We start from the raw sequence: 20,048 nt of genomic DNA, 5'->3' as shown, positions 1-20,048 counted from the left end.
GGTTTTTTAGTGTAATATTGTTTCTCCTGGACTTGCTTTGTATTTCTTTGGTACTGATGCTCTGAGAGCATGGTGTATTTTATCTTTTGGAGCTACATGGAAATGCCAATACCAAGTTGAGGTTTTTGGTATTAAAGGGATTTTTCCATTGTCTACAGCAAATACTCTTGTTGTTTTTTTCTTTCCTTTGTGTAGGACGACAACTAAACTTCTAAGTTGTCCTTTATCATTTCTTACATCCCATTTAATTTTGTAATTTTTACCGAATCCTTTTATTCGATTTTTTAGATATTTAAGTGCAGTTCTTGCGCCTTTTGATCTGATAGCCATTAAAGCAACTCTTCCTACGGTCATTGCGATAGGTATGAAGAATACTGGTAGTGCTTGTGTTGTTATTTCACTCTGATTACTTTTGGAGTCAAGTTGTTTCATTCGGTTTTCTATAGCTAAAAATTCTTCATTGTTGAAATATTGATCTATCACTTTATTTTGTTCTGTCTCTGACATGTTTTCGAATTCTTTTTCTGTAAATGGAAGGTTTTCTATGTATTCCCCCATTTTCATTTCAAGTTCGTCTAATTCTTTGGTAGTTTGTTCATTTTGTAGAACTGTTGGTGTTACTAACGCTTCTAATTCTTGTGAATTGATAGAGTGTGTTTTTGCTGATGCTTCTGATGAAAATGGAGTCCATATCGATATGACAAGAGCTAGGGTAATTAGGGTTAAAAGTGTTTTTTTGAACATTTTGTTTATATTCCTCCTTTTGTATTAAATTCCAAAATCAAGGTTATCAAATCAAAATGAGTGTATCAATGGATTTAAGTTAGATTTAAGAGAATTACTTTTTGGTTGCGGTGTCCGCAATCATTTTTTTATTTTTTAAGACTTCGTTTTGATGAAAATTTCTGTAGTAGAATTCGTTCACTGTGGAGGTGAACATGATGACCATTGAAATTCATGTGATGGATGGACAAATGACACAAGCCGAAATGCATATGTTCCTAAACAATGGTGCACGATATTCCCACCACAATCTAAAGAAGCCCAAACTAAAAATATCGTCACTACAATAGCAAAAAACTTGCTGTTCAGGCTCTTCACAAGTCAGGCACATATTTAGAAAAACCCTTTATTGAAAGTAATAGACAAGAAATATGCAAAGAAAGCTAAATCAGGTTTTTACAAAGTAGCGCAATTTTTATACAGGCAGGCCTTCCACCTGATGTAGCATTCGAAACAGCAAAATTTCTTTGGATTATAAAAGAAAGTAGTTTATTAGGCTGTTAAAATCAGGCTATCTTTTTAAAACAACTCGAACGTTATAATCTTGCCAATAGAGTGAACGAAAAAAAGCCAACCACCCGCATAAGGTGATTGGCTTTTTTATTTGTTACCCCCCGATCTTCTCTCCATTTTGCTGAATTAATGTTTCATACCAGTAAGAGCTCTTTTTACGAATTCTCTTCAGGTCTTTTAGGTCAAATTCATCGCGATTCACGTAAATGAATCCGTAGCGCTTGGAGCATCCTTGGTGTGTGCTGATTAAGTCGATAGCGGACCACGGGCAGTATCCGAAGACCTCGACGCCGTCTGTGATCGCCCATTTGATTTGTTCGATATGCTTTTCTAAATAGTCAATTCGATAATCATCTTGAATCGATCCATCTTCTTCTAATTTGTCGAAAGCACCCAATCCGTTTTCCGTGATAATAAGAGGCAGCTGATAACGGTCGTAAATCTCACGCATCGTTGATCGGAAGCCGACAGGGTCAATCTCCCAGCCAAACGCATTTTTACTTAGGAACGGGTTGTTGCCGCCTTTGTATACGCCATCTTCACCAGATTTCAAATGCTGGTCTCCGCCGCGCGCAAATTCATCCTTGCCATCTCCTTTACTCGCTTCAACCGTTTGAGATGTGTAGTAGTTAAAGGCAATGAAGTCCGGCTTCGCACTTTTCAAAATATCCATATCTCCCTCTTCAATCACAGGAAGAATGTCTTTTTCTTTCATATACGCCCAAGCAAGGTTGTTATAACGGCCGAAGACTGCCATATCAAGATACAGCCAGTTGCGGATCGCATTGTAATTCGCCGCAGCAAGCACATCCTCAGGCTTTGGAGATGCCGGATAAATGAGCGCAATGTTTGGCGCTGGTCCAATTTTCGCTTCAGGCAACATTTGATGACAAAGCGTCATGGCTTTCGCCTGAGCGACGAGCATATGATGGTTCTGCTGATACAGTTCTTTTTTCGGATTTTCTAAATTTGGATCAAGTGTACCGAGCGCTGATCCATGTAAGATCATCATGTTTTGTTCATTAATGGTCAGCCAATAGTTTACCTTCTCGCCATACTCCTGAAATAGAACCTTTGCATACCGTTCAAACGCATCTACTGTCGCACGATTTGACCAACCGCCTTTTACTTGAAGTGCATGAGGCAGATCAAAATGATACATCGTCACGATTGGTTCAATATCATAGCGGCGCAATTCATCGATGAGAGAATGATAGAATTCAATCCCCTTTTGATTGATCTCCCCATCTCCATTTGGAATGATCCGTGTCCATGCAATAGAGAAGCGATAAGCCTTCAAACCCATTTCTGCAAACATCTTCACATCCTCTTTATAGCGGTGATAGTGATCGCTTGCGACTTTAAAATCTGTTGTTCCTTCAGGATAACTTGCTCTCATATCAATGACAGATGGCCCTTTGCCATCTTCGTTCCACGCACCTTCTACTTGGTAGGCGGATGTAGATCCGCCCCAAAAAAAGTCCTTTGGAAATGGTGCTAGTGTTGAATATCTCATGATTTCTTCCTCCTCTTGATTAAACGAGATGTAAAAATGATTGTCCTGGTGTGATTTGTTTTTCTTCTGTTTCTATGATATCGCTAAACTCACCTGAATTGGTAATAATCACTGGTGTTGTGACGGACAGACCGGAAGCTTGGATGGCTTCAATATCAAACTCCGCAAGCAATTCGCCCTCAGTGATGGTTTGCCCCTGTACGACCTTCGGGGTAAAATGCTGACCGCCTAATTGTACGGTATCAAGTCCAATGTGAATGAGCACTTCTGCTCCGCTTTCAGAAGTAAGACCGTACGCATGACCTGTTGGGAACACCGTTGTCACGACTCCTGATACTGGTGCAAACAGCTTGCCTTCTGATGGAATGATGGCTGCGCCCTTTCCTAGTGCACCAGATGAGAATGCCTTATCCTGTACTTCCTCCAGCTTGATTACCTCACCCTTTAAAGGACTTTTCACATGAGCTGCTTTGACCCCATGTTCGTTTTCCATTGTTGGTGCGGCAACCGGTGCTGGGGTTTCATCTTCATCTACTGGATCCTTAAATCCAATCAAATAAGTCAAGACGATGGATAGAACAAATGAGACCGAGATTCCGATGATGAACCCTGTAAACCCTTGTCCGTAGAAAATCGGAAGTGTCAGTAAACTTGGAAGCCCTGACGCAATCGCAATACTTTGTGAATAACCGATGATCGCACCGCCGACTCCGGCAGAGATAACGGCTGCAATAAATGGTTTTTTCAAACGAAGCGTGACCCCGTATACAGCTGGCTCTGTGATCCCAAACACGGCAGAAACCGCTGTCGATCCAGCCAATGATTTCAGCTTTTTATTCTTTGTTTTCAGCATAACCCCGATGGAAGCACCAGCTTGTGAAAATACAGCTGGCGCAGTCGCCGGCTTGATATGATCTTTTCCATGGACGGCAATATTATTTAAAATCACTGGCACTAGACCCCAGTGGATACCGAAGATCACAAGAACCTGCCATGCCATCGCAATTAAAGCACCTGCAAGTGTAGGACTAAAGGAGAATACTTTCAGCAAGACAGCGGCAATGCCGTTCCCTGCATACACACCAAATGGTCCGAATACAATGAGTGTCAGCGGAACAACCGTGACAAGTAAAATCAGTGGAGTAATAAAGTTTTTGACACTTTCATGAATGACTTTGTTAAAGAAACGTTCGATATATCCCATGACAAACACTGCCAAAATGATTGGAATAACCGTTGATGTATAAGACATTAAGACGACTGGAATACCGAAGAAGGTCACATCTCCGCCGCCTTTTGACAATTCTTGAATGGTTGGGTAAATGAGTGCACCAGCAATCGTCACAGCCACAAACGGATTTGCTTTAAACTTCCTCGCCGAAGTGAATGCGAGCAGTAATGGCAGGAAGTAGAACAAGCTGTCCGACGCAGCAAATAAAATTTGATACGACGTATCTTCAGGTGATAACCATTTTGCATTGATACAGATACCTAATAGACCTTTTAAAATACCAGCACCTGCCATGACACCGAGAAGTGGTGTAAAAATACCAGAGACAATGTCGACAAATTTTCCGAAAAGGCTCGTGCTCTCTCCACCTGATTTTTCAGATGAAGAAGTGGAATCCTCTAATAGATTTGTAAACTCCCCAATCTCTCGATAAACCTCTGGTACAGTATTTCCAATGACTACTTGAAATTGGCCGCCGCTTTCCATAACGGTCACAACGCCATTTAATTTTTCAATGGCTGCTTTGTCTGCTTTTGATCGGTCATTTAATGTGAAGCGAAGTCTTGTAGCGCAATGGACCAGTGAATGAACGTTTTTCTCTGTGCCAATGTGTTTGATAATGTCTTCTGCTAATTGACGATAACTCATACAAAAACCCCCTTTTTTTCAAAAAAATACGTTTTTGGGCAAAATAAAAACCTAAACGGGCACCAAAAATAGTCGCAACTTGCTATTGCGCTTTTTCAGTGAACGTTTAGGTTTTGCCTGCCGAACAGTCACAATCCTCTAAGACGATCATTGTGAAACCGTATTCTTTTATGTTTATGAGCAAATAGTACCACTCAGCTTTTCTCATGTCAACGCTTTCTTTTGAAAACTACCTTTATTTTTCTCGTTTGATCAATCGATTCAAATGAATGGATAGATACAGCATCTCCTCTGATGTGAGATCTCGGTGATAGGTTTGATAGACGTATTCTGCGATTTTCTTTGCACATTCGTATGCCTTCGGATATTTTACCTTGATCAGCTGATACAAATCCTGATCTTCGCTGACAAGCATTGTTTCGTTTATCAGACGCTGGACGAAAAAGCGTAAATGTGTGAGAAAACGATAAAAGTTGAGTGAGTCTTCATCAAATTCCATATTGAGATGATATTTCACAATGGTGAGGATGGCGTTTACTTCTTTTGTAATATTGACCGTTGTATTCATGTCCTCATTGAGCTCTGCATTAATGATATGCATGGCAATAAAGCCTGCTTCATCCTCAGGCAGTTCAATATGAAGACGCTCTCTAATCATCTCAAGACAGTCCTTTGCCACAAGAAATTCATCTTTGTATAAGCGTTTAATCTCCCAAATGAGCGAATTCTCAATGAGATGATTTTTCTTCAGTCGTTCGATGGCGTAATGAATATGGTCTGCGAGCGATACATGCAGACTTTCGTTTAATCTTCGGTTCAGCTTTGTATGTGCATATTGAATCATTTCTTCGGTTACCTTGACCACATCATATGGAACCTCCAGAAGCAGCATTTTCATTCGCTCATGAACGGAATGATCCTCCAGGCGGAAAACTTTATCGATTAACGATTCGTCTACCGAATCCCCGGGCCGCCGCTGGAAGGCGATACCTCTTCCCATGACGACGATTTCTTTTCCTTGTTCATCTATCACACTAATGACATTATTGTTTAGAACTTTTTGTATCTGCAACCCCAAACACCTCCGTCTATGAACCACAATCTTCACTCAAAATATGCTCTCATCTTAACATAACTGTCAAATCACTTGGTGTTTTTATCTGACTTTTGCAATAGATTTCACCATAATTCTACCCCGTCATAGCTGGTCTGATCCTTCAATTGCCTGCATACAATACTCCAAGGAGGTGACCTTCAGTGAAGGCTTTTTTCTGGTCTGCATCATTTTTATTCGTGCTTTTATTCACACTCGTCTTTCTAGGAATCGTGTTTTTGCTTAGTGGACAAGGTATGAATCTGCTTTGGAAGTATGTGCTCATCTCATTTGTCACAGCAGCCGTTTTGCGCGGTGTCACCACTTGGCTGAGGCAGCACGTGATGCATCATTTATCAAAATAAAACGGCTGCCCATGATATTCAGGCAGCCGTTCCTTTATTCTTTGGATGATGCGGCTTCTTGCGAAGAAGTACGCAGCTCATCATTGATTTTTTTCGCATCCTCTAGAAATTCTGTTTCAAATCCACTTTTGAGTGCCCACATATAAAATAGCAAGGAAACCACTGTAATAAGAGCCATATCCCAGCCATAATGAATGACGTTATAGCCGCCGAATTTGTCACTGCCCAGGCAGGAAATCGTCATCATCACAAGCAAGTACACGACCATCCAAGCACCCGCCTTGAAGTTGCGGCCGAAGCCTTTCCATTTCGCTTTTGCTTGATAGTAAAAATAGATCGGAAGACCGATGAGAATAATGAACAGCACCTGACCTGTTAACGGCCATCTCGCCCAATACAGCGTCAATGACGCAAAGACAAAGCCGAGAGGAGCAATGATGCTAAGTCCTTTTATTCGCAGCGGACGATATAAATCTGTCCCTGTCTTTCTCAGTGTCATGACAGTTACTGGGCCTGTCAGATAAGAAATAAGTGTCGCAACAGAAATGATTTCCGCAAGTACACCCCAGCCTCTAAATAAAAACAGAAAGATAAACGATACGGCTAAGTTAAAAAACATCGCTGGACGAGGCACGCCATAAATAGGGTGCAGACGACCAAGTACACTTGGCATGTATTTGTTTTTTTCCATTCCATAAATCATACGGGATGTCGTCGCCGTATACGTAATCCCTGTACCAGAAGGTGATACAAACGCATCTGCATATAAAATCAGAACCAGCCAGTTAATCCCAAGCGCAATGGCAAGGTCGGCAAATGGCGAATTAAAATTCAAATGACCCCATCCATTCACAATCATGGACGGATCGACAGCACCGATAAAGGCGATTTGTAAAAGCACATAAATCACAGTCGCAATCAAAATAGATCCAACAATAGCAATCGGAATGGATCTGCCTGGATTTTTCGCCTCACCCGCCATATTAATCGGGCTTTGGAAGCCATTGAAGGCAAACACAATTCCTGATGTCGCAACAGCTGTCAGCACACTCGCCCAGCCGTTAGGAGCAATACTTGTTCCAGAAGTAAAATTCTCACTATGAAAACCTACGAATAAGAGCGCACCAATTGTTAATCCTGGAATGACAATTTTAAACACGGTAATGAATGTATTCGCTTTTGAAAATAACCCAACGGTCCAATAATTGAGCAGAAAGTAAATCACAAGAAGCACACTGGCCACCATGAGTCCTTCTGTCGTCAACACCCCTTTTGTGACCAAATGGGTTGTCCACTTTGCCCATTCCCAAGGCCATGAGCTCATATACTGGACAGAAGCCACCGCCTCAACCGGAATGACGGAGACAATGGCGATCCAGTTTGCCCAAGCGGCAATAAACCCGATAAAAGAGCCGTGTGAATATTGCGTATATTTCACCATTCCGCCTGCCTCTGGAAACATCGATCCGAGTTCACTATAAGACAAAGCGATAAATAAAATCACGACCATCCCAATCAACCAGGATAAAATAGCAGCAGGGCCGGCAATTTGAGCGGCACGCCAAGCACCGAATAGCCAACCTGAACCAATGATTGAGCCAAGACCTACCATCATTAAAGCGAAAGTTCCCATTCTACGATGTAAATGATTCATGTTCATAACACCTTTCGATTAAATTACAAAGCATGTGCCTAAGTAAGCACCTTTCTTTCATTGCAGCTCACTTTTCATTCAATTAACAAATATTTCTTCAACTAAATCTTTACCCTTGTTCATTTTTTCGCCTGTTTTATTATCTCTCAATTCTCCATTTTCTGAAATAGTCGAACATGCTTATTTCTTAAGAAAGCGCTTTTTCAATGATTCAATCTATTAGACTGAATAACTACCTTTACCCTTATTTTGAAAAAAACAAAACAAAAAAGAAAGAGGAAATGAATCCCTCTTCCTTCTGAGCCCTATCATGAATAGAAAAAAAGGATAAAGGGTGGTTCCCTCTATCCTTGTGAGATCGCTTGTTCTTGTTCAATCACAGCTAGTCTTTCTTGCACTTCTTCTTCAGACAGGTTGTGCTGTTTCACATAAAGGTTACGTTCACTTGTACGACATTCATGGCTGCAGCTACGCATATATTTATGCTCGCTTTCTTCTGTTGCAATCATTTTGCGGTTACATGCAGGATTTGCACAGTTCACATAACGCTCGCAAGGCTCACCAGTGAAGAAATCTTTTCCGACAACCACATGCTCTGTTTGATTCACGGGCACTGTTAAACGAGTATCAAACACATAGCATTGACCATCCCAAAGCTTCCCTTGAACTTCTGGATCTTTTCCGTACGTGACTATTCCGCCGTCAAGCTGAGAGACATCTTCAAAGCCTTCACGCTTTAACCAGCCTGAGAATTTCTCACAGCGTACGCCGCCTGTGCAATACGTCAGGATTTTTTTCCCTTCAAGAATCTCTTTATTGTCACGAATCCACTCCGGTAATTCGCGGAATGTCTCAATATCAGGACGAACTGCCCCTCTAAAGTGGCCGACATCAAACTCGTAATCATTACGTGCATCTATCACAACGGTATCAGGTGATTGCATTTGCTCGTAAAATTCAACCGGGCTAAGATGCTTACCTGTTAATTCTAACGGGTTCACATCATCTTCAAGGCTCAGATTCACTAGTTCATTTCGATGGCGGACGTGCATTTTTTTAAAAGCATGACCGTCTGCTTCGTCAATTTTGATCGGCATAGACGCAAAGCGCGGATCTTCCTTTAATGCTTGCATGTACTTGTCCGTTTGCTCAATGGTACCAGAAACAGTTCCGTTTATGCCTTCTGCTGAGATAAGGATACGGCCTAACAAACCAAGCTCCTTACAGAATGCTAGATGCTCTGCTGTAAACGTCTCTGGGTCCTCGATGGGGACATATTGATAGTAAAGTAAGACACGATATTGTTTTTCCATATATATAAACACCTCTTAAATTTAATCAAAACATACCGTTCTTTATCATACAGGAAATACATACCTAAAGGCAATGACAGCGGCTTAATTCCATAAAACGGAAGGGTCTTTCTTCTCATATTTGACAGAACTTTCTGTAAAATGAGATGATTTATCAAATATGATGTTGTAAAGGAGCAGAACGCAATGATACAGCCAGAAGATATCGTCAGAAGCGGTCCAAACCAATTTATTTCTCAAAAAGGCATTTATCATGAACTCGATTCACTTGTTTCTCCATCCTTCCGGTCACCCGCTGTCGTGACAGGATATGATTCATTTCATGCTTTTTCACAGTATACAAAGCTTCCGTCTCATTGGTCTGTTGTCCAGCACAAAGGATACAGTTCACCCAATGCAATCACTCGAATTGCAGAAGAACTGAAAGAGGCAGATGTGGTGATTGGGATTGGAGGCGGCACGATTTTAGACACTGCCAAGTCAGTAGCAGAGGCTCTTCAAATTGAAGTGATCATGGTTCCAACCATCCCGGGGACATGTGCTGCATCTACACCGCTTAGCGTCATTTATGATGACAAGGGGAATTTCATGAGAGTCGATTACCATAAACGGTCCAGCTACCTCACGCTCATTGATCATACATTTTTGCTCTCTTCTCCTCTTTCCTACCTTCAAAGTGGGATTGGAGATACGCTGGCCAAATGGTATGAAGCGGAAGCCATTATTCGAAATGCAAAGGATTCCTTGCCGCTCATGGTGCATGCAGCACTAAAACAGGCGGTATACGTGAGGGATATTCTTGTTTCCCATAGCGAAGAAGCTGTCCACAGCTTGCAAACGGGTCAGCTTTCGCAAGCATTTGCAGATGTAACGGATACCATTATTACATTAGCTGGCACGGTCGGCGGCTACGGAGGACGCTACGGAAGAATGGCAGGAGCCCACGCCATCCATAACGGATTGACGTTTATTGAGGAAACGCACCATATGTTACATGGTCAAAAAGTGGCATACGGCATTCTTGTTCAGCTTGCCACAGAAAATCGAATGGGTGAAGTAGAAGAATTACTTGAGCTTTATGAAACACTCGGATTACCTAGAAATATGCGTGAGCTTGGCATCACAGCTCAGCTAGAAGAAGCCGCAAAAACAGTGGCAAGCCATGCTGCACGTATAGATGAAACTTTTTGCTTGATTGGAGACTATTCCAAAGAGCAAATGGTCGACGCCATTCAAGTCATTGAAACCGTATCAGCCTCGTAAAATCGTTCAATAAAAAGCACAGGCATGCCACCTGTGCTTTTCTTTCGATTAAAAATCAAAGTTATCTGGATCTGGACCTGTGCGCTCATCTTCATTGAGTTGATCGATGACACCCATCTCATGTGCGGACAGCTCGAAATCGAAGACTTGTGTGTTTTCGATGATTCGGCTCTTCGTCACAGATTTTGGAATGGTGATAATGCCATGCTGCAAGTCCCAGCGAAGAATGACTTGAGCCACGGATTTGTCATGTTTTTTCGCAATATCCTGAAGAACAGGATGGTTCAGCAGCTTCCCGCTGCCTAATGGTGACCACGCTTCTACATGAATCCCTTTCTCCTTGCAGTAGTCTCGTAAAGGCTCCTGCGTCAGCTTTGGATGCAGCTCGATTTGATTGACCATTGGCACAACTTCTGCTTCTTCTAATAGATCATCTAGATGGTGCTGATGGAAGTTACACACACCGATGGCTCGAACGCGTCCATCCTTATACAGCTTCTCTAGTGCTTTCCAAGTTTCTTTATATTTGCCTTCAACTGGCCAATGAATTAAATAAAGGTCTAATACATCTAGCCCTAGCTTGTTCATACTTGTTTCAAAGGCTTCAAGTGTTGATTCATAGCCTTGATCACGATTCCACACCTTTGTCGTAATAAACAGATCATCGCGAGAGATGCCTGATTGCTGAATGGCTTTGCCTACCCCTTCTTCATTTTGATAGGCTGCTGCTGTATCGATGCTGCGGTAGCCCGCTTCAAGAGCGTCTGTGACTGCATTTACAGCCTCATCCCCATCTTTTACTTGCCATACACCGAAGCCTAGCTTCGGCATTTTTACTCCGTTTGCTAATGTGACTGTATCTGTTAATCCACTCATCAAACAAACCTCCGCTTCATTTTTGCTTACCAAGCACTATACCCGAATTTTCTATTGATCATGCATGAATTTTCGCTTGTGTTATTTGATATATTGTCCTATATCGACTTGATTGGCGTCAACGATTTGGTATTCGCTTGTTTGATCTTTCTTTTTAGAAAAATCATATGTCTCTAAAAAGCTTTGGTCATAAAAAGTCAGACCATAAGTTTCCTGTTCATTCTCGTACACTCTGATCCAATAAGATTCTTTTGAAGCTTTTTTGGCTTCGTTCATTTTCTTTAATTTCACATCTGAAAGTTCCTTCAACAGCTTTTGAATGTCTTCTTTTTTCTTCAAAACAGCACGTTCATTATCATGCTCAATTTGTATGGATGTCACTTTGTTTCGATCAATCGAGACCACATCATCAAAAGAGTATGTTTTGGCATGGATCATAAAATAAATACCCATTCCGATTAAAATAACGACAACTACACCAATGATCCACTTTTTCAACCTAACTCCTCCTTCTATTCACGCCACGCCTATTGAAACACCGAAGTCCAATCATCCTCCTCAGAGAACACTTGAATCCCGTGCTGTTTTAGCAAAGCGGACGTCACACCATCTCCCGCTTTTGTCTTACCGTTAAACTCTCCCTGGTAAATCATCCGGCTCCCGCAAGAAGGGCTGTACTCTTTTAGCACAACCGCTGTTGCTTTCAGAGACTGAACCTGTTCCAGTGTGGCTTTTGCACCTTTTACATACATCTCTGTTACATCAGTTCCATGAACATCGACAACAGAAGCTTGCCCTCGTAATACATCATGTCCATCTCCGCCAATGATTTCTGCCGGAGATCTTGGCGTAGAAAAGCCGCCAAGCAGTTCAGGACAAACTGTCACAGCCTTTCCTTCCTGCACAAGCTCTTCGATTCGCTGATCTAATCGATGGCTACCATTATACCGGACCTTCAACCCAGCAAGACAAGCGCTGACCACAATCACGTCTGTTCCTCATTTTTATGGATTGAACGTTTTTTACTGACTTTAAAATAAATACATACAGGCAGATAGAAGATCGTGTACCCTAAAAAGGGCAGAGCACAATATAAAGCAGCAGCCCAAATCGACCCTTCAACTCCTGTGATACCAAAAAAGTAAACAAATAATAGCAAGCTGACAAACAATCCCACGAACGGCATGATGGTTGCGGACTTTTTAAAATTTTCCATCATTTCTTTCCCCAAAGAAGCTCCCTCCCTTTTAACATGATCACGAATAACGTCAATATATGTTAATTTTACCATATAAAAAACCGAAATCATCTCATTTTCTACGATGGTTTCGGTTTTTTTAATCTATATTTTTTCTTTCCATGCCTTCAAAAAGCGCTCAATCACTTGTAATTCATCTTCATGAAACTGCTGGAGAAATTCTAAGTAGGACGCGACAGCTTTCTCATGTAATTCATCATGCAGTGCCGCCAATTGCGTGCCTTTCTCTGTCAATGAATAGTAGACAGATTTTTTATCCCCTTGCCGGTGGCAATAGCCCACCATGCCTTTATCAATTAGTTTTTTCACAGCCTTTGTAATAGCGGGCTTTGATAGTTTCAGTTGTTGAGAAAGAAATGTATTATTTGATTCGTTTGGATTGGCTTGAATCATCGATAAAATGTGAAGCTGTGTGAGTGTCCAATCTTGCTTGAGTGTATCAGTCGTGGTAATCAGTGGATCTGTTGGATCATTCCTTCTCTTTTCTCTATGAATAATCAGATCTTGAATCGCTTTTAATACAATCTGCTCTTTAGTCTCCATCTGAACCTCCACTCTTAACTGGTTAATAAAATGGTACTAATAATTAAGATAGGAGTCAAAAGAAATGTCAGTGTGATAAAAATAATAGGCCATCAGACCTGAAAATGGTATATGTACTTTTCTACTAGATGATCTATGATGTCACAGCTCCTCTTTCTTTTATTTGCTATAATTCATAGGGGATGACATCCAATTTTTGATGAAAAAGGTGAGCTAATGAAAACCGAACAACACATCGCCATTCGCCAATTAGAAGAAAAGATCCACCTGTTTTCTTCAGCTGTGGACGGAACCTTCCTCGCAACGGACGATTTCGTACTATCCAATACTCACATATCGACAGACACATTCAATTTGCTATTACCGACATCAGCGCAAATTAAAGATCCGCAAAAAGTGAAAGCAACCATCGAATACTTGCAGTCACAGAAACTATTATTTAGCACATGGGTGGATCACCGCTTGCTTCATCCTGATTGGACTGATTTACTAAAGGAATATCAGCTTGAAGAGGTTGAACGCAATACCATCATGATGCTTGAACAGACAGAAGGCATTGACCCAGCTACATCTTCACCACTTACAATCAAAGAAGTACTTGATGACCAGACACTGCTTGATTACAAAAATATCTTTATCGAGCTATTCAAAGAGTCACCGGAGGCTATCGCCTTAGAGGACTATTTCCAGCGTTTTTCGCTTGAAGCTATACAATCACGCGCTCGCATGTTCGTCGGATATGTAGACCACAAACCGGTCACAACAGGCTTATTACTCGAAGCAACCGATAGCTACGGTATTTATGATGTCATCACAAAGGCAGATCACCGCGGAAAGGGACTTGGCAGTGACATGTTTCATTACCTTCTGACCCAGACAGACAACAAACAGAAGCGCGTCCTGTTACAAGCATCGGCGGACGGCAAAAATATTTACCAACGTGCCGGCTTTCAACCAATCGGCGAAATGGTTGTTTTTGAATAGAGTAAAATAGAACATAAAAAAAAGCTGCCTATCATAGGCAGCTACAGATTGTTGACAAAGGGCTAAAATGATTTTTATTTTAGCCCTTTGTCTTCTTTTCAGCGTGATAGAAAACCTTTGAAGTCTAGGAAGGACGAGTACTGGCGCGGAGCGAATTTGACATTCGTGAGCACCAGCACGCAGGACTGACAACGAATGCGAGGGTTTGTCTACACGCTGAAGCTGCCTATCATAGGCAGCTATTCAGCACGATGCTGACGATCCATATAAAGTGGTGGTCTCTTCAACGAAATCACCGCACAGCTAAAGGCAATCAGTACAAACACTGCACCGAACTTCGCCAGATCAACAGATGAACCGGTCATCGTAAATAGGACACCGCCAACCGCTGATCCAATTGAGATACCAATTTGCAAGGCCGATGTATTTAAGCTTTGCTGAATATCAGACGTCACAGGATCTGTTTGAATCAAATAGCTCTGCAAGGCAGGCGTTAATGCCCAGCTAAGAGCTCCCCATAGGACAACCATGATCATAAAGAGGACAAACACACCCGCTGTATAAGGAATGATAAACAACACAACCGCAAACGCAATTGTCACCAGCAAAATGGCTTTCCCTGAACCCAGCTTGTCACTAAGCCAACCGCCTAACCCATTCCCGCCAATAGATGCAAGCCCGAAGACCAAATAACAAATACTAATCCAGAACGGGGTCATATGCAGAACTTCCATTAAAAACGGAGTGAAATAAGAATAAAGCATATAATGACCTGCAAGCATAAACAAACTGATCAAGTGTGCACTAAAAATTTTCGGATGCCCTAAAGCACGAATTTGCTCTCTAAGAGGTGTCACTTTTTCAACAGGCATTTTCTCTAATAGGAAATAAATTAGCACCATCGATATCGCTGATAAAATACTGATTCCTAAAAACATCACTCTCCAGCCAAAGCTCTCTGTAATAAAAATACCGATCGGTACACCGAGAACAAGTGAAGAACTAATCCCAATAAAAATCAGACCTAATGCCTTCGCACGATGCGCTGGCTCCACCAACTTAGCAGTGATCGTTAATGATAACACCACCACTAGCGCTGTACTCATTGCGATCAATACCCTAGAGATCATGACAAGGGCAAAGGTCGAACTAAAATATGTGAATACATTCCCTATTGTAAACACCAATAACGCGATTAAATAAAGACGCTTTCGTTCAATTTTAGCTGTGGCAGTCAGCAGCACAGGTGCTGAAATGGCATACACAATGGCAAATACGGTGATAAGCTGCCCAGCTGTCGCAAGAGATACATTCAAATCCTCTGCAAGGCTTGGCAAAATGCCCCCGACCACAAGCTCAACTAATCCAACCGCAAAAGTAGAAACGGCTAATAAATATACTCTCCAGTTCATGTCTAACATCCCTTCTCTATATCATCGCTTTCACTTTTGATACAGGGTGAAGACAAACAAAAAAACCCTGATTACAAAAAAGGAAAGCACGCTTTTGTAATCAGGATTTATCGGATCCTGGTAGAAACCCTCAAACCATATTATTGAGGTTATACAAGTCTATTTTTTTCTTCAAATATAGTAGCATATGCTTACATAACTGGCAAGCTATAAAAATAGGAAATGACTGCAAATTCACGATCAAACAAAGCACTCAGAACAGCATGAAAAGAAACCCCAGTACAACTTGCTTTCTCCTGCATTTACAGGTAAACTGATGAAAAATCAACGAACATTGATCAACGTAGATCTGGAATAGTAGCTTGAATTGACCTTTAACAGAGAGGGAACGGTGCTGAGAAGTTCCTACTGACATCTTCAAGTGAACCTGCCGATTTAGTTCTGTTTCATACAGCGGTTCATACCGTTATCATGATCGAGTGTAAAGCTGTGCTTTAAATTAGGGTGGTACCACCAGGAATGGTCCCTAACTTAAAGCACAGCTTTTTTGCATTTTAAAAGGAGGAATATGCAATGTCAAAGAAACAATTTGTTGAAAAAATCACAAGCATGGAAGACGACTTTGCCCAGTGGTATACAGATGTTGTCACAAAGGCACGCCTCGTCGATTATTCAAGCGTCAGAGGCAGTATGATCATTCAGCCATACGGCTTTAAAATTTGGGAGAATATTCGGGACGAACTGGACCGCCAAATCAAAGAAACAGGGCATGAGAATGTGTATATGCCGCTCTTTATCCCAGAAAGTCTGCTGCAGCAGGAAAAAGACCATATCGAAGGCTTCGCTCCTGAAGTAGCGTGGGTCACACATGGCGGTGAATCCGAATTACAGGAAAGGCTCTGCGTCAGACCAACCTCTGAAGTACTGTTCGCTGAGCATTACAAAAATATCATTCATTCCTACCGTGATTTACCGAAGCTTTATAACCAATGGGCGAATGTCGTCCGCTGGGAAAAGACCACACGTCCATTTCTTAGAACGCTTGAATTCCTATGGCAGGAAGGACACACATGTCATGAGACGGAGCAAGAAGCGATTGAGGAGACAGAAAGAATGCTTCACATCTACGCTTCTCTTTGCGAAGAGCTCCTTGCCATTCCTGTCATTAAAGGGAGAAAAACAGAGAAGGAAAAATTCGCTGGTGCCCGCTTCACCTATACAGTTGAAAGCCTGATGCATGATGGAAAAGCGCTGCAAACGGCCACTTCTCACTTCTTCGGAAACGGATTTGCCAAAGCATTTGGCATTGAATTCTTAAACCGCGAAGGAAAGCTAGAGCATGTCCAGCAAACCTCTTGGGGCTTCACCACAAGAATCATCGGTGCCATGATCATGGTGCACGGCGATGACAGAGGACTCGTCCTTCCGCCAAACATTGCGCCAACCCAAGTGCGGATCGTGCCAATCGCCTCTCATAAAGAAGGTGTACTCGATCATGCCTACGAGTTGAAAGAACGACTCACCCGCATCGCACGTGCTGACATTGATGCAAGCGATAAACAGCCAGGCTGGAAATTCAACGAATGTGAAATGCAGGGCATTCCTCTACGTGTCGAAGTGGGACCAAAGGACATCGAAAAAGGACAGGTGATGCTCGCAAGACGAGACACTGGTGAAAAGCAAGCTGTCACATTAGATGCACTTGAACAAACCATCACATCCACGCTTGAAGATATTCAACGGACGATGTACGAAAAGGCGAAAGAACGATTACATGAAAAAACATCAAAAGCTCACATCATCGAAGACATTGAGCACATTCTTTCAGAAGAAAACCGATTGATTAAAGCCATGTGGTGTGGTGACGAAGCCTGCGAGAACGACATTAAAGAAAGAACAGGGGCGACCTCACGCTGTATCCCATTTGAACAGGAATCTGTCTCTGATACATGTGTCTGCTGCGGAAAGCCAGCATCTGATATGGTTTTCTGGGCAAAAGCTTATTGAGAATAGAAACGAAAGAGAAGCATCCCTCACGATGCTTCCTTTTTGTTAAAAAGACCCAAACACCCATTGACCTCACCAGCACGATCCCCTATAATTCATATTAATATAATCGGTTTTTAAGACTTTAACTGGAGTGGTGATGTATGAAGCGCTGGCCCTCACTGTTTGCCGAACGCTGCCCTAAATGTAAAACAGCATTAGAAGTCTCTAAGTCCAATGCCCTGCAAGGCAAAGTCGTGAAAACATGCCCCAACCTTCATTATCAAAAAGAGTTTCACCCAGCCCTTGAAACATATATCGAGCACGATGACGTCAAATAAAAAAGACCAACACGCTTTGCTGGTCCTTTCTTTATAATAAATCCAGCCAAATTTTGACCGCTGTCGCCGTAATCATCACAGCAAGTGCCCATTGCAAGTAGACGGCATTGATTTTCTGACCGATCTTAGCACCAATCGGAGCGGCTATTAAACTTGCCAGCATCAGCACAACCGCAGGAAGAAGCATGACTTGACCCGTCAATATCTTTCCAGTCGATGCGCCAATCGCAGATAGAAACGTAATCGCTAGTGAGGACGCAATCGTCATCCGGACAGGAATTTTTAAAATAGACAGCATCACCGGTACCAATATAAATGCTCCGCCCGCGCCTAGCACCCCGGAAACACTGCCAATCACAAAGGCGATACCTGCCGCAAGTCCTTTATGAAAAGTGACTTCTCCCTCTGCATCTGCACGCTGTCCCTTTTTTGGAATTAGCATAAGAATCACAGCCACAATCGCAAGCAATCCATAGACGAGATTCATCCCATTCTCTGGCATAAAGTGAGATACATAACTGCCTAATAAGCTGCCCGCCAATATACTGCTCCCCATATATAAAATCAACGACCGATGTAAAAATCCGCTTTTTCGGTAGGCCAATACCCCACCGAGCGTCGAAAAAAGCACTTGAATGGCGCCAATTCCTGATACCTCATGTGCCGATAGTGCCATCACACCGACCAGTGGCGGGATATAAAGCAGCATAGGATAGTTGATCACAGATCCCCCGATCCCCACCATTCCTGATAAGAAGGAACCAATACATCCGATGATAAAAAGTGTAATCAAAAATGCAAAATCCACGCTGGTCTCCTCCTTTGCAAAAGGAAAAGGGGATCTTCAGCAGATACCCCTACATCCTTTAGGACCCTTTTCTCACCCAGAACTTCAGCACATGTCCTTCTTCCGTCTGCGTGATCAATTCATGTCCGCTTGACTTCGCCCATGCTGCTAAGTCAGCTTTAGCCCCTTTATCTGTTGCATGTATTTCTAATACTTGACCCTCCGTCAAGTCATTCATTTTTTTCTTCGTCCGAATAATCGGCATTGGGCATGCAAGCCCTTTGACGTCTAACATTTGATCTGATGTCATTTGATTGTTCCTCTCTTCTTATTTTATTGGACATTACCGAATCGCACAACGGTTTGGACCAATTTCCATTTCACGCTGCGCTTCATCATCTGGACTCAGCTTCCCCATATTGGTTTGACGAATATCTTGATAGGCGTTTGGCTGTGCAGGCAGATTCTTCGTGACCATTTGTCTAAATACGTCATCATCTTCAATATTCAGTCCATGATTTTCTTCAAATAGGACGCCTAGCTCCTTCCAAACGCTTCCGTCTTCATTGACTTCATCCATGACCATGAAATGCGCTGGTAGCACAATCAATTCTTTCGAAAGTGCTCTATACCGGTCATAAAGTGTTTCTCTCAAATCACCTACCCAGTCCTCCGCCATTCCAGCAAGGTCAGGTCTTCCAATCGAATCCACGAACAAAATATCACCTGAAAGAAGATATTGCTGATCCACGATAAAAGATGTTGAACCAATCGTATGCCCCGGCGAGTAAAGGGGGTGAATATCAATGGAAGCCGCTCCAATCGTCATCCGCTTTCCTTCTTCTAGCCGTTTATATTCAAAGGTCACCTCTTCTGCATCTTTTGGTGGCAGCCAGTAGTTGGCACCAGTCTGTTCAGCCAGTTTTTTCCCACCAGAAATATGATCTGCATGAAGATGAGTATCGAGCACATGCGTCACAGTGACATCGAGCTTTTTAGCAAAATGGATATAGACATCCGTCATTCTAGCTGCATCTACAATTGCGGCTTCTCCATTTGACATGATCATATAGGACAGGCAGCCTTTGCCCATCCGCACAAATTGATACAACTCTCCACCGCCGCTTAAATCCCCTATCTTCACTGGCTCTAGATGCTCACTCCACGCCTTCATGCCGCCTTCTAAATAATGGACCGTTCTACCCGCCTCTGACAGCATCTCCGCGATCATAATAGAGGAGCCTTCCTTGGCACAAACCACCAACACTTCACGATCATGAGGAATGTCATGCAAAATGCCCTCTACTCCTTCAAGGAGATCAAAGTAAGGCACATTGACATATTCAATCGCTTCCCCTTCAATCTTCCAGTCCTGAGCATCTGCCTCATTTCGTACATCTAACAAAAAGAGAGGCTCTTTGTTGATGACCTTTTTCGTTAACTGCTCTGTCGTCATTGCCTTTACAGTCATGTCTCATTCAG

20 protein-coding genes and 1 riboswitch are annotated in these 20,048 nt (G+C 42.4%); of the genes, 5 read left to right on the top strand and 15 right to left on the bottom strand.

The window, feature by feature from the left end; all coding sequences use genetic code 11:
* Nucleotides 1-6: 6 nt before the first annotated feature.
* The 4 genes from MHH41_RS01395 to licT form a co-directional block, all read right to left on the bottom strand.
* Nucleotides 7-744: a hypothetical protein gene (locus MHH41_RS01395; protein ID WP_050943362.1), complete on the bottom strand. Its 738-nt coding sequence runs from the start codon at nt 742-744 to the stop codon at nt 7-9.
* A gap of 646 nt (nt 745-1,390) precedes the next feature.
* The gene (locus MHH41_RS01390) at nt 1,391-2,812 is read right to left on the bottom strand and encodes a glycoside hydrolase family 1 protein (protein ID WP_253621900.1); all 1,422 of its coding nucleotides are present in this window, start codon (nt 2,810-2,812) and stop codon (nt 1,391-1,393) included.
* A gap of 19 nt (nt 2,813-2,831) precedes the next feature.
* Nucleotides 2,832-4,691, bottom strand: a complete 1,860-nt coding sequence (locus MHH41_RS01385; protein WP_253621901.1) for a beta-glucoside-specific PTS transporter subunit IIABC — start codon at nt 4,689-4,691, stop codon at nt 2,832-2,834.
* A gap of 235 nt (nt 4,692-4,926) precedes the next feature.
* The gene (gene licT / locus MHH41_RS01380; RefSeq protein ID WP_106029677.1) at nt 4,927-5,763 is read right to left on the bottom strand and encodes a BglG family transcription antiterminator LicT; all 837 of its coding nucleotides are present in this window, start codon (nt 5,761-5,763) and stop codon (nt 4,927-4,929) included.
* 185 nt (nt 5,764-5,948) lie between these two features.
* On the opposite strand from licT, the gene MHH41_RS01375 reads away from it, so the two are divergent.
* Entirely contained in the window at nt 5,949-6,149 is a 201-nt protein-coding gene (locus MHH41_RS01375) for a hypothetical protein (RefSeq protein ID WP_050943366.1), read from the top strand.
* Nucleotides 6,150-6,183: 34 nt separating this feature from the next.
* Here MHH41_RS01375 and MHH41_RS01370 read toward each other — a convergent pair whose 3' ends face one another.
* Both MHH41_RS01370 and trhO read right to left on the bottom strand, forming a co-directional pair.
* Complete coding sequence (locus tag MHH41_RS01370; protein WP_106032893.1) at nt 6,184-7,803, bottom strand: APC family permease; 1,620 nt, start codon at nt 7,801-7,803, stop codon at nt 6,184-6,186.
* A gap of 344 nt (nt 7,804-8,147) precedes the next feature.
* Entirely contained in the window at nt 8,148-9,116 is a 969-nt protein-coding gene (gene trhO / locus MHH41_RS01365; RefSeq protein WP_003217237.1) for an oxygen-dependent tRNA uridine(34) hydroxylase TrhO, read from the bottom strand.
* Between the two features lie 189 nt (nt 9,117-9,305).
* Here trhO and MHH41_RS01360 point away from each other — a divergent pair, with 189 nt between their 5' ends.
* The gene (locus tag MHH41_RS01360; protein WP_137055281.1) at nt 9,306-10,379 is read left to right on the top strand and encodes an iron-containing alcohol dehydrogenase family protein; all 1,074 of its coding nucleotides are present in this window, start codon (nt 9,306-9,308) and stop codon (nt 10,377-10,379) included.
* A gap of 48 nt (nt 10,380-10,427) precedes the next feature.
* Here MHH41_RS01360 and MHH41_RS01355 read toward each other — a convergent pair whose 3' ends face one another.
* From MHH41_RS01355 to MHH41_RS01335, 5 genes are all read right to left on the bottom strand, one after another.
* A complete protein-coding gene (locus MHH41_RS01355; RefSeq protein ID WP_012008778.1) occupies nt 10,428-11,255 on the bottom strand; it encodes an aldo/keto reductase in 828 nt (275 codons plus the stop codon).
* Nucleotides 11,256-11,336: 81 nt separating this feature from the next.
* Complete coding sequence (locus tag MHH41_RS01350) at nt 11,337-11,753, bottom strand: DUF5301 domain-containing protein (RefSeq protein WP_050943373.1); 417 nt, start codon at nt 11,751-11,753, stop codon at nt 11,337-11,339.
* Between the two features lie 29 nt (nt 11,754-11,782).
* Nucleotides 11,783-12,244: a DUF523 domain-containing protein gene (locus MHH41_RS01345; RefSeq protein WP_340865431.1), complete on the bottom strand. Its 462-nt coding sequence runs from the start codon at nt 12,242-12,244 to the stop codon at nt 11,783-11,785.
* Nucleotides 12,241-12,486 carry a hypothetical protein gene (locus MHH41_RS01340; protein ID WP_113768627.1) on the bottom strand — a complete coding sequence of 82 codons (246 nt, stop codon included), beginning with the start codon at nt 12,484-12,486 and terminating at the stop codon, nt 12,241-12,243. Before MHH41_RS01340 ends, MHH41_RS01345 begins: the two co-directional genes overlap by 4 nt.
* Before the next feature lie 111 nt (nt 12,487-12,597).
* Nucleotides 12,598-13,056 carry a MarR family transcriptional regulator gene (locus MHH41_RS01335; protein WP_050943378.1) on the bottom strand — a complete coding sequence of 153 codons (459 nt, stop codon included), beginning with the start codon at nt 13,054-13,056 and terminating at the stop codon, nt 12,598-12,600.
* A 216-nt stretch (nt 13,057-13,272) separates the two neighbouring features.
* Here MHH41_RS01335 and MHH41_RS01330 point away from each other — a divergent pair, with 216 nt between their 5' ends.
* A complete protein-coding gene (locus MHH41_RS01330) occupies nt 13,273-14,040 on the top strand; it encodes a GNAT family N-acetyltransferase (protein ID WP_268459786.1) in 768 nt (255 codons plus the stop codon).
* A gap of 239 nt (nt 14,041-14,279) precedes the next feature.
* Here MHH41_RS01330 and MHH41_RS01325 read toward each other — a convergent pair whose 3' ends face one another.
* Entirely contained in the window at nt 14,280-15,452 is a 1,173-nt protein-coding gene (locus MHH41_RS01325; RefSeq protein ID WP_003217034.1) for an MFS transporter, read from the bottom strand.
* A gap of 77 nt (nt 15,453-15,529) precedes the next feature.
* Nucleotides 15,530-15,629, bottom strand: a riboswitch (purine riboswitch).
* Nucleotides 15,630-16,025: 396 nt separating this feature from the next.
* Between MHH41_RS01325 and proS the strand changes: the two genes are divergently transcribed.
* A complete protein-coding gene (gene proS, locus MHH41_RS01320; protein WP_251191202.1) occupies nt 16,026-17,459 on the top strand; it encodes a proline--tRNA ligase in 1,434 nt (477 codons plus the stop codon).
* Between the two features lie 143 nt (nt 17,460-17,602).
* Nucleotides 17,603-17,779: a hypothetical protein gene (locus MHH41_RS01315; RefSeq protein ID WP_003216908.1), complete on the top strand. Its 177-nt coding sequence runs from the start codon at nt 17,603-17,605 to the stop codon at nt 17,777-17,779.
* Between the two features lie 31 nt (nt 17,780-17,810).
* Here MHH41_RS01315 and MHH41_RS01310 read toward each other — a convergent pair whose 3' ends face one another.
* From MHH41_RS01310 to MHH41_RS01300, 3 genes are read right to left on the bottom strand one after another with little or no spacing between them, the layout of a single operon-like run.
* Nucleotides 17,811-18,587 (bottom strand): sulfite exporter TauE/SafE family protein, encoded by a 777-nt coding sequence (locus MHH41_RS01310; RefSeq protein WP_251191203.1) that lies wholly within the window; start codon nt 18,585-18,587, stop codon nt 17,811-17,813.
* Between the two features lie 58 nt (nt 18,588-18,645).
* Entirely contained in the window at nt 18,646-18,876 is a 231-nt protein-coding gene (locus MHH41_RS01305; protein WP_106029685.1) for a sulfurtransferase TusA family protein, read from the bottom strand.
* Between the two features lie 33 nt (nt 18,877-18,909).
* Nucleotides 18,910-20,037 carry an MBL fold metallo-hydrolase gene (locus tag MHH41_RS01300; protein WP_340865426.1) on the bottom strand — a complete coding sequence of 376 codons (1,128 nt, stop codon included), beginning with the start codon at nt 20,035-20,037 and terminating at the stop codon, nt 18,910-18,912.
* Nucleotides 20,038-20,048: the final 11 nt, after the last annotated feature.

Source organism: Bacillus sp. FSL K6-1145, assembly GCF_038003425.1.
In the GTDB taxonomy this organism is placed as follows: domain Bacteria; phylum Bacillota; class Bacilli; order Bacillales; family Bacillaceae; genus Bacillus; species Bacillus pumilus.
Note: the sequence above shows the minus strand (reverse complement) of the source record. Positions and strands in the feature narration are given on the sequence as shown.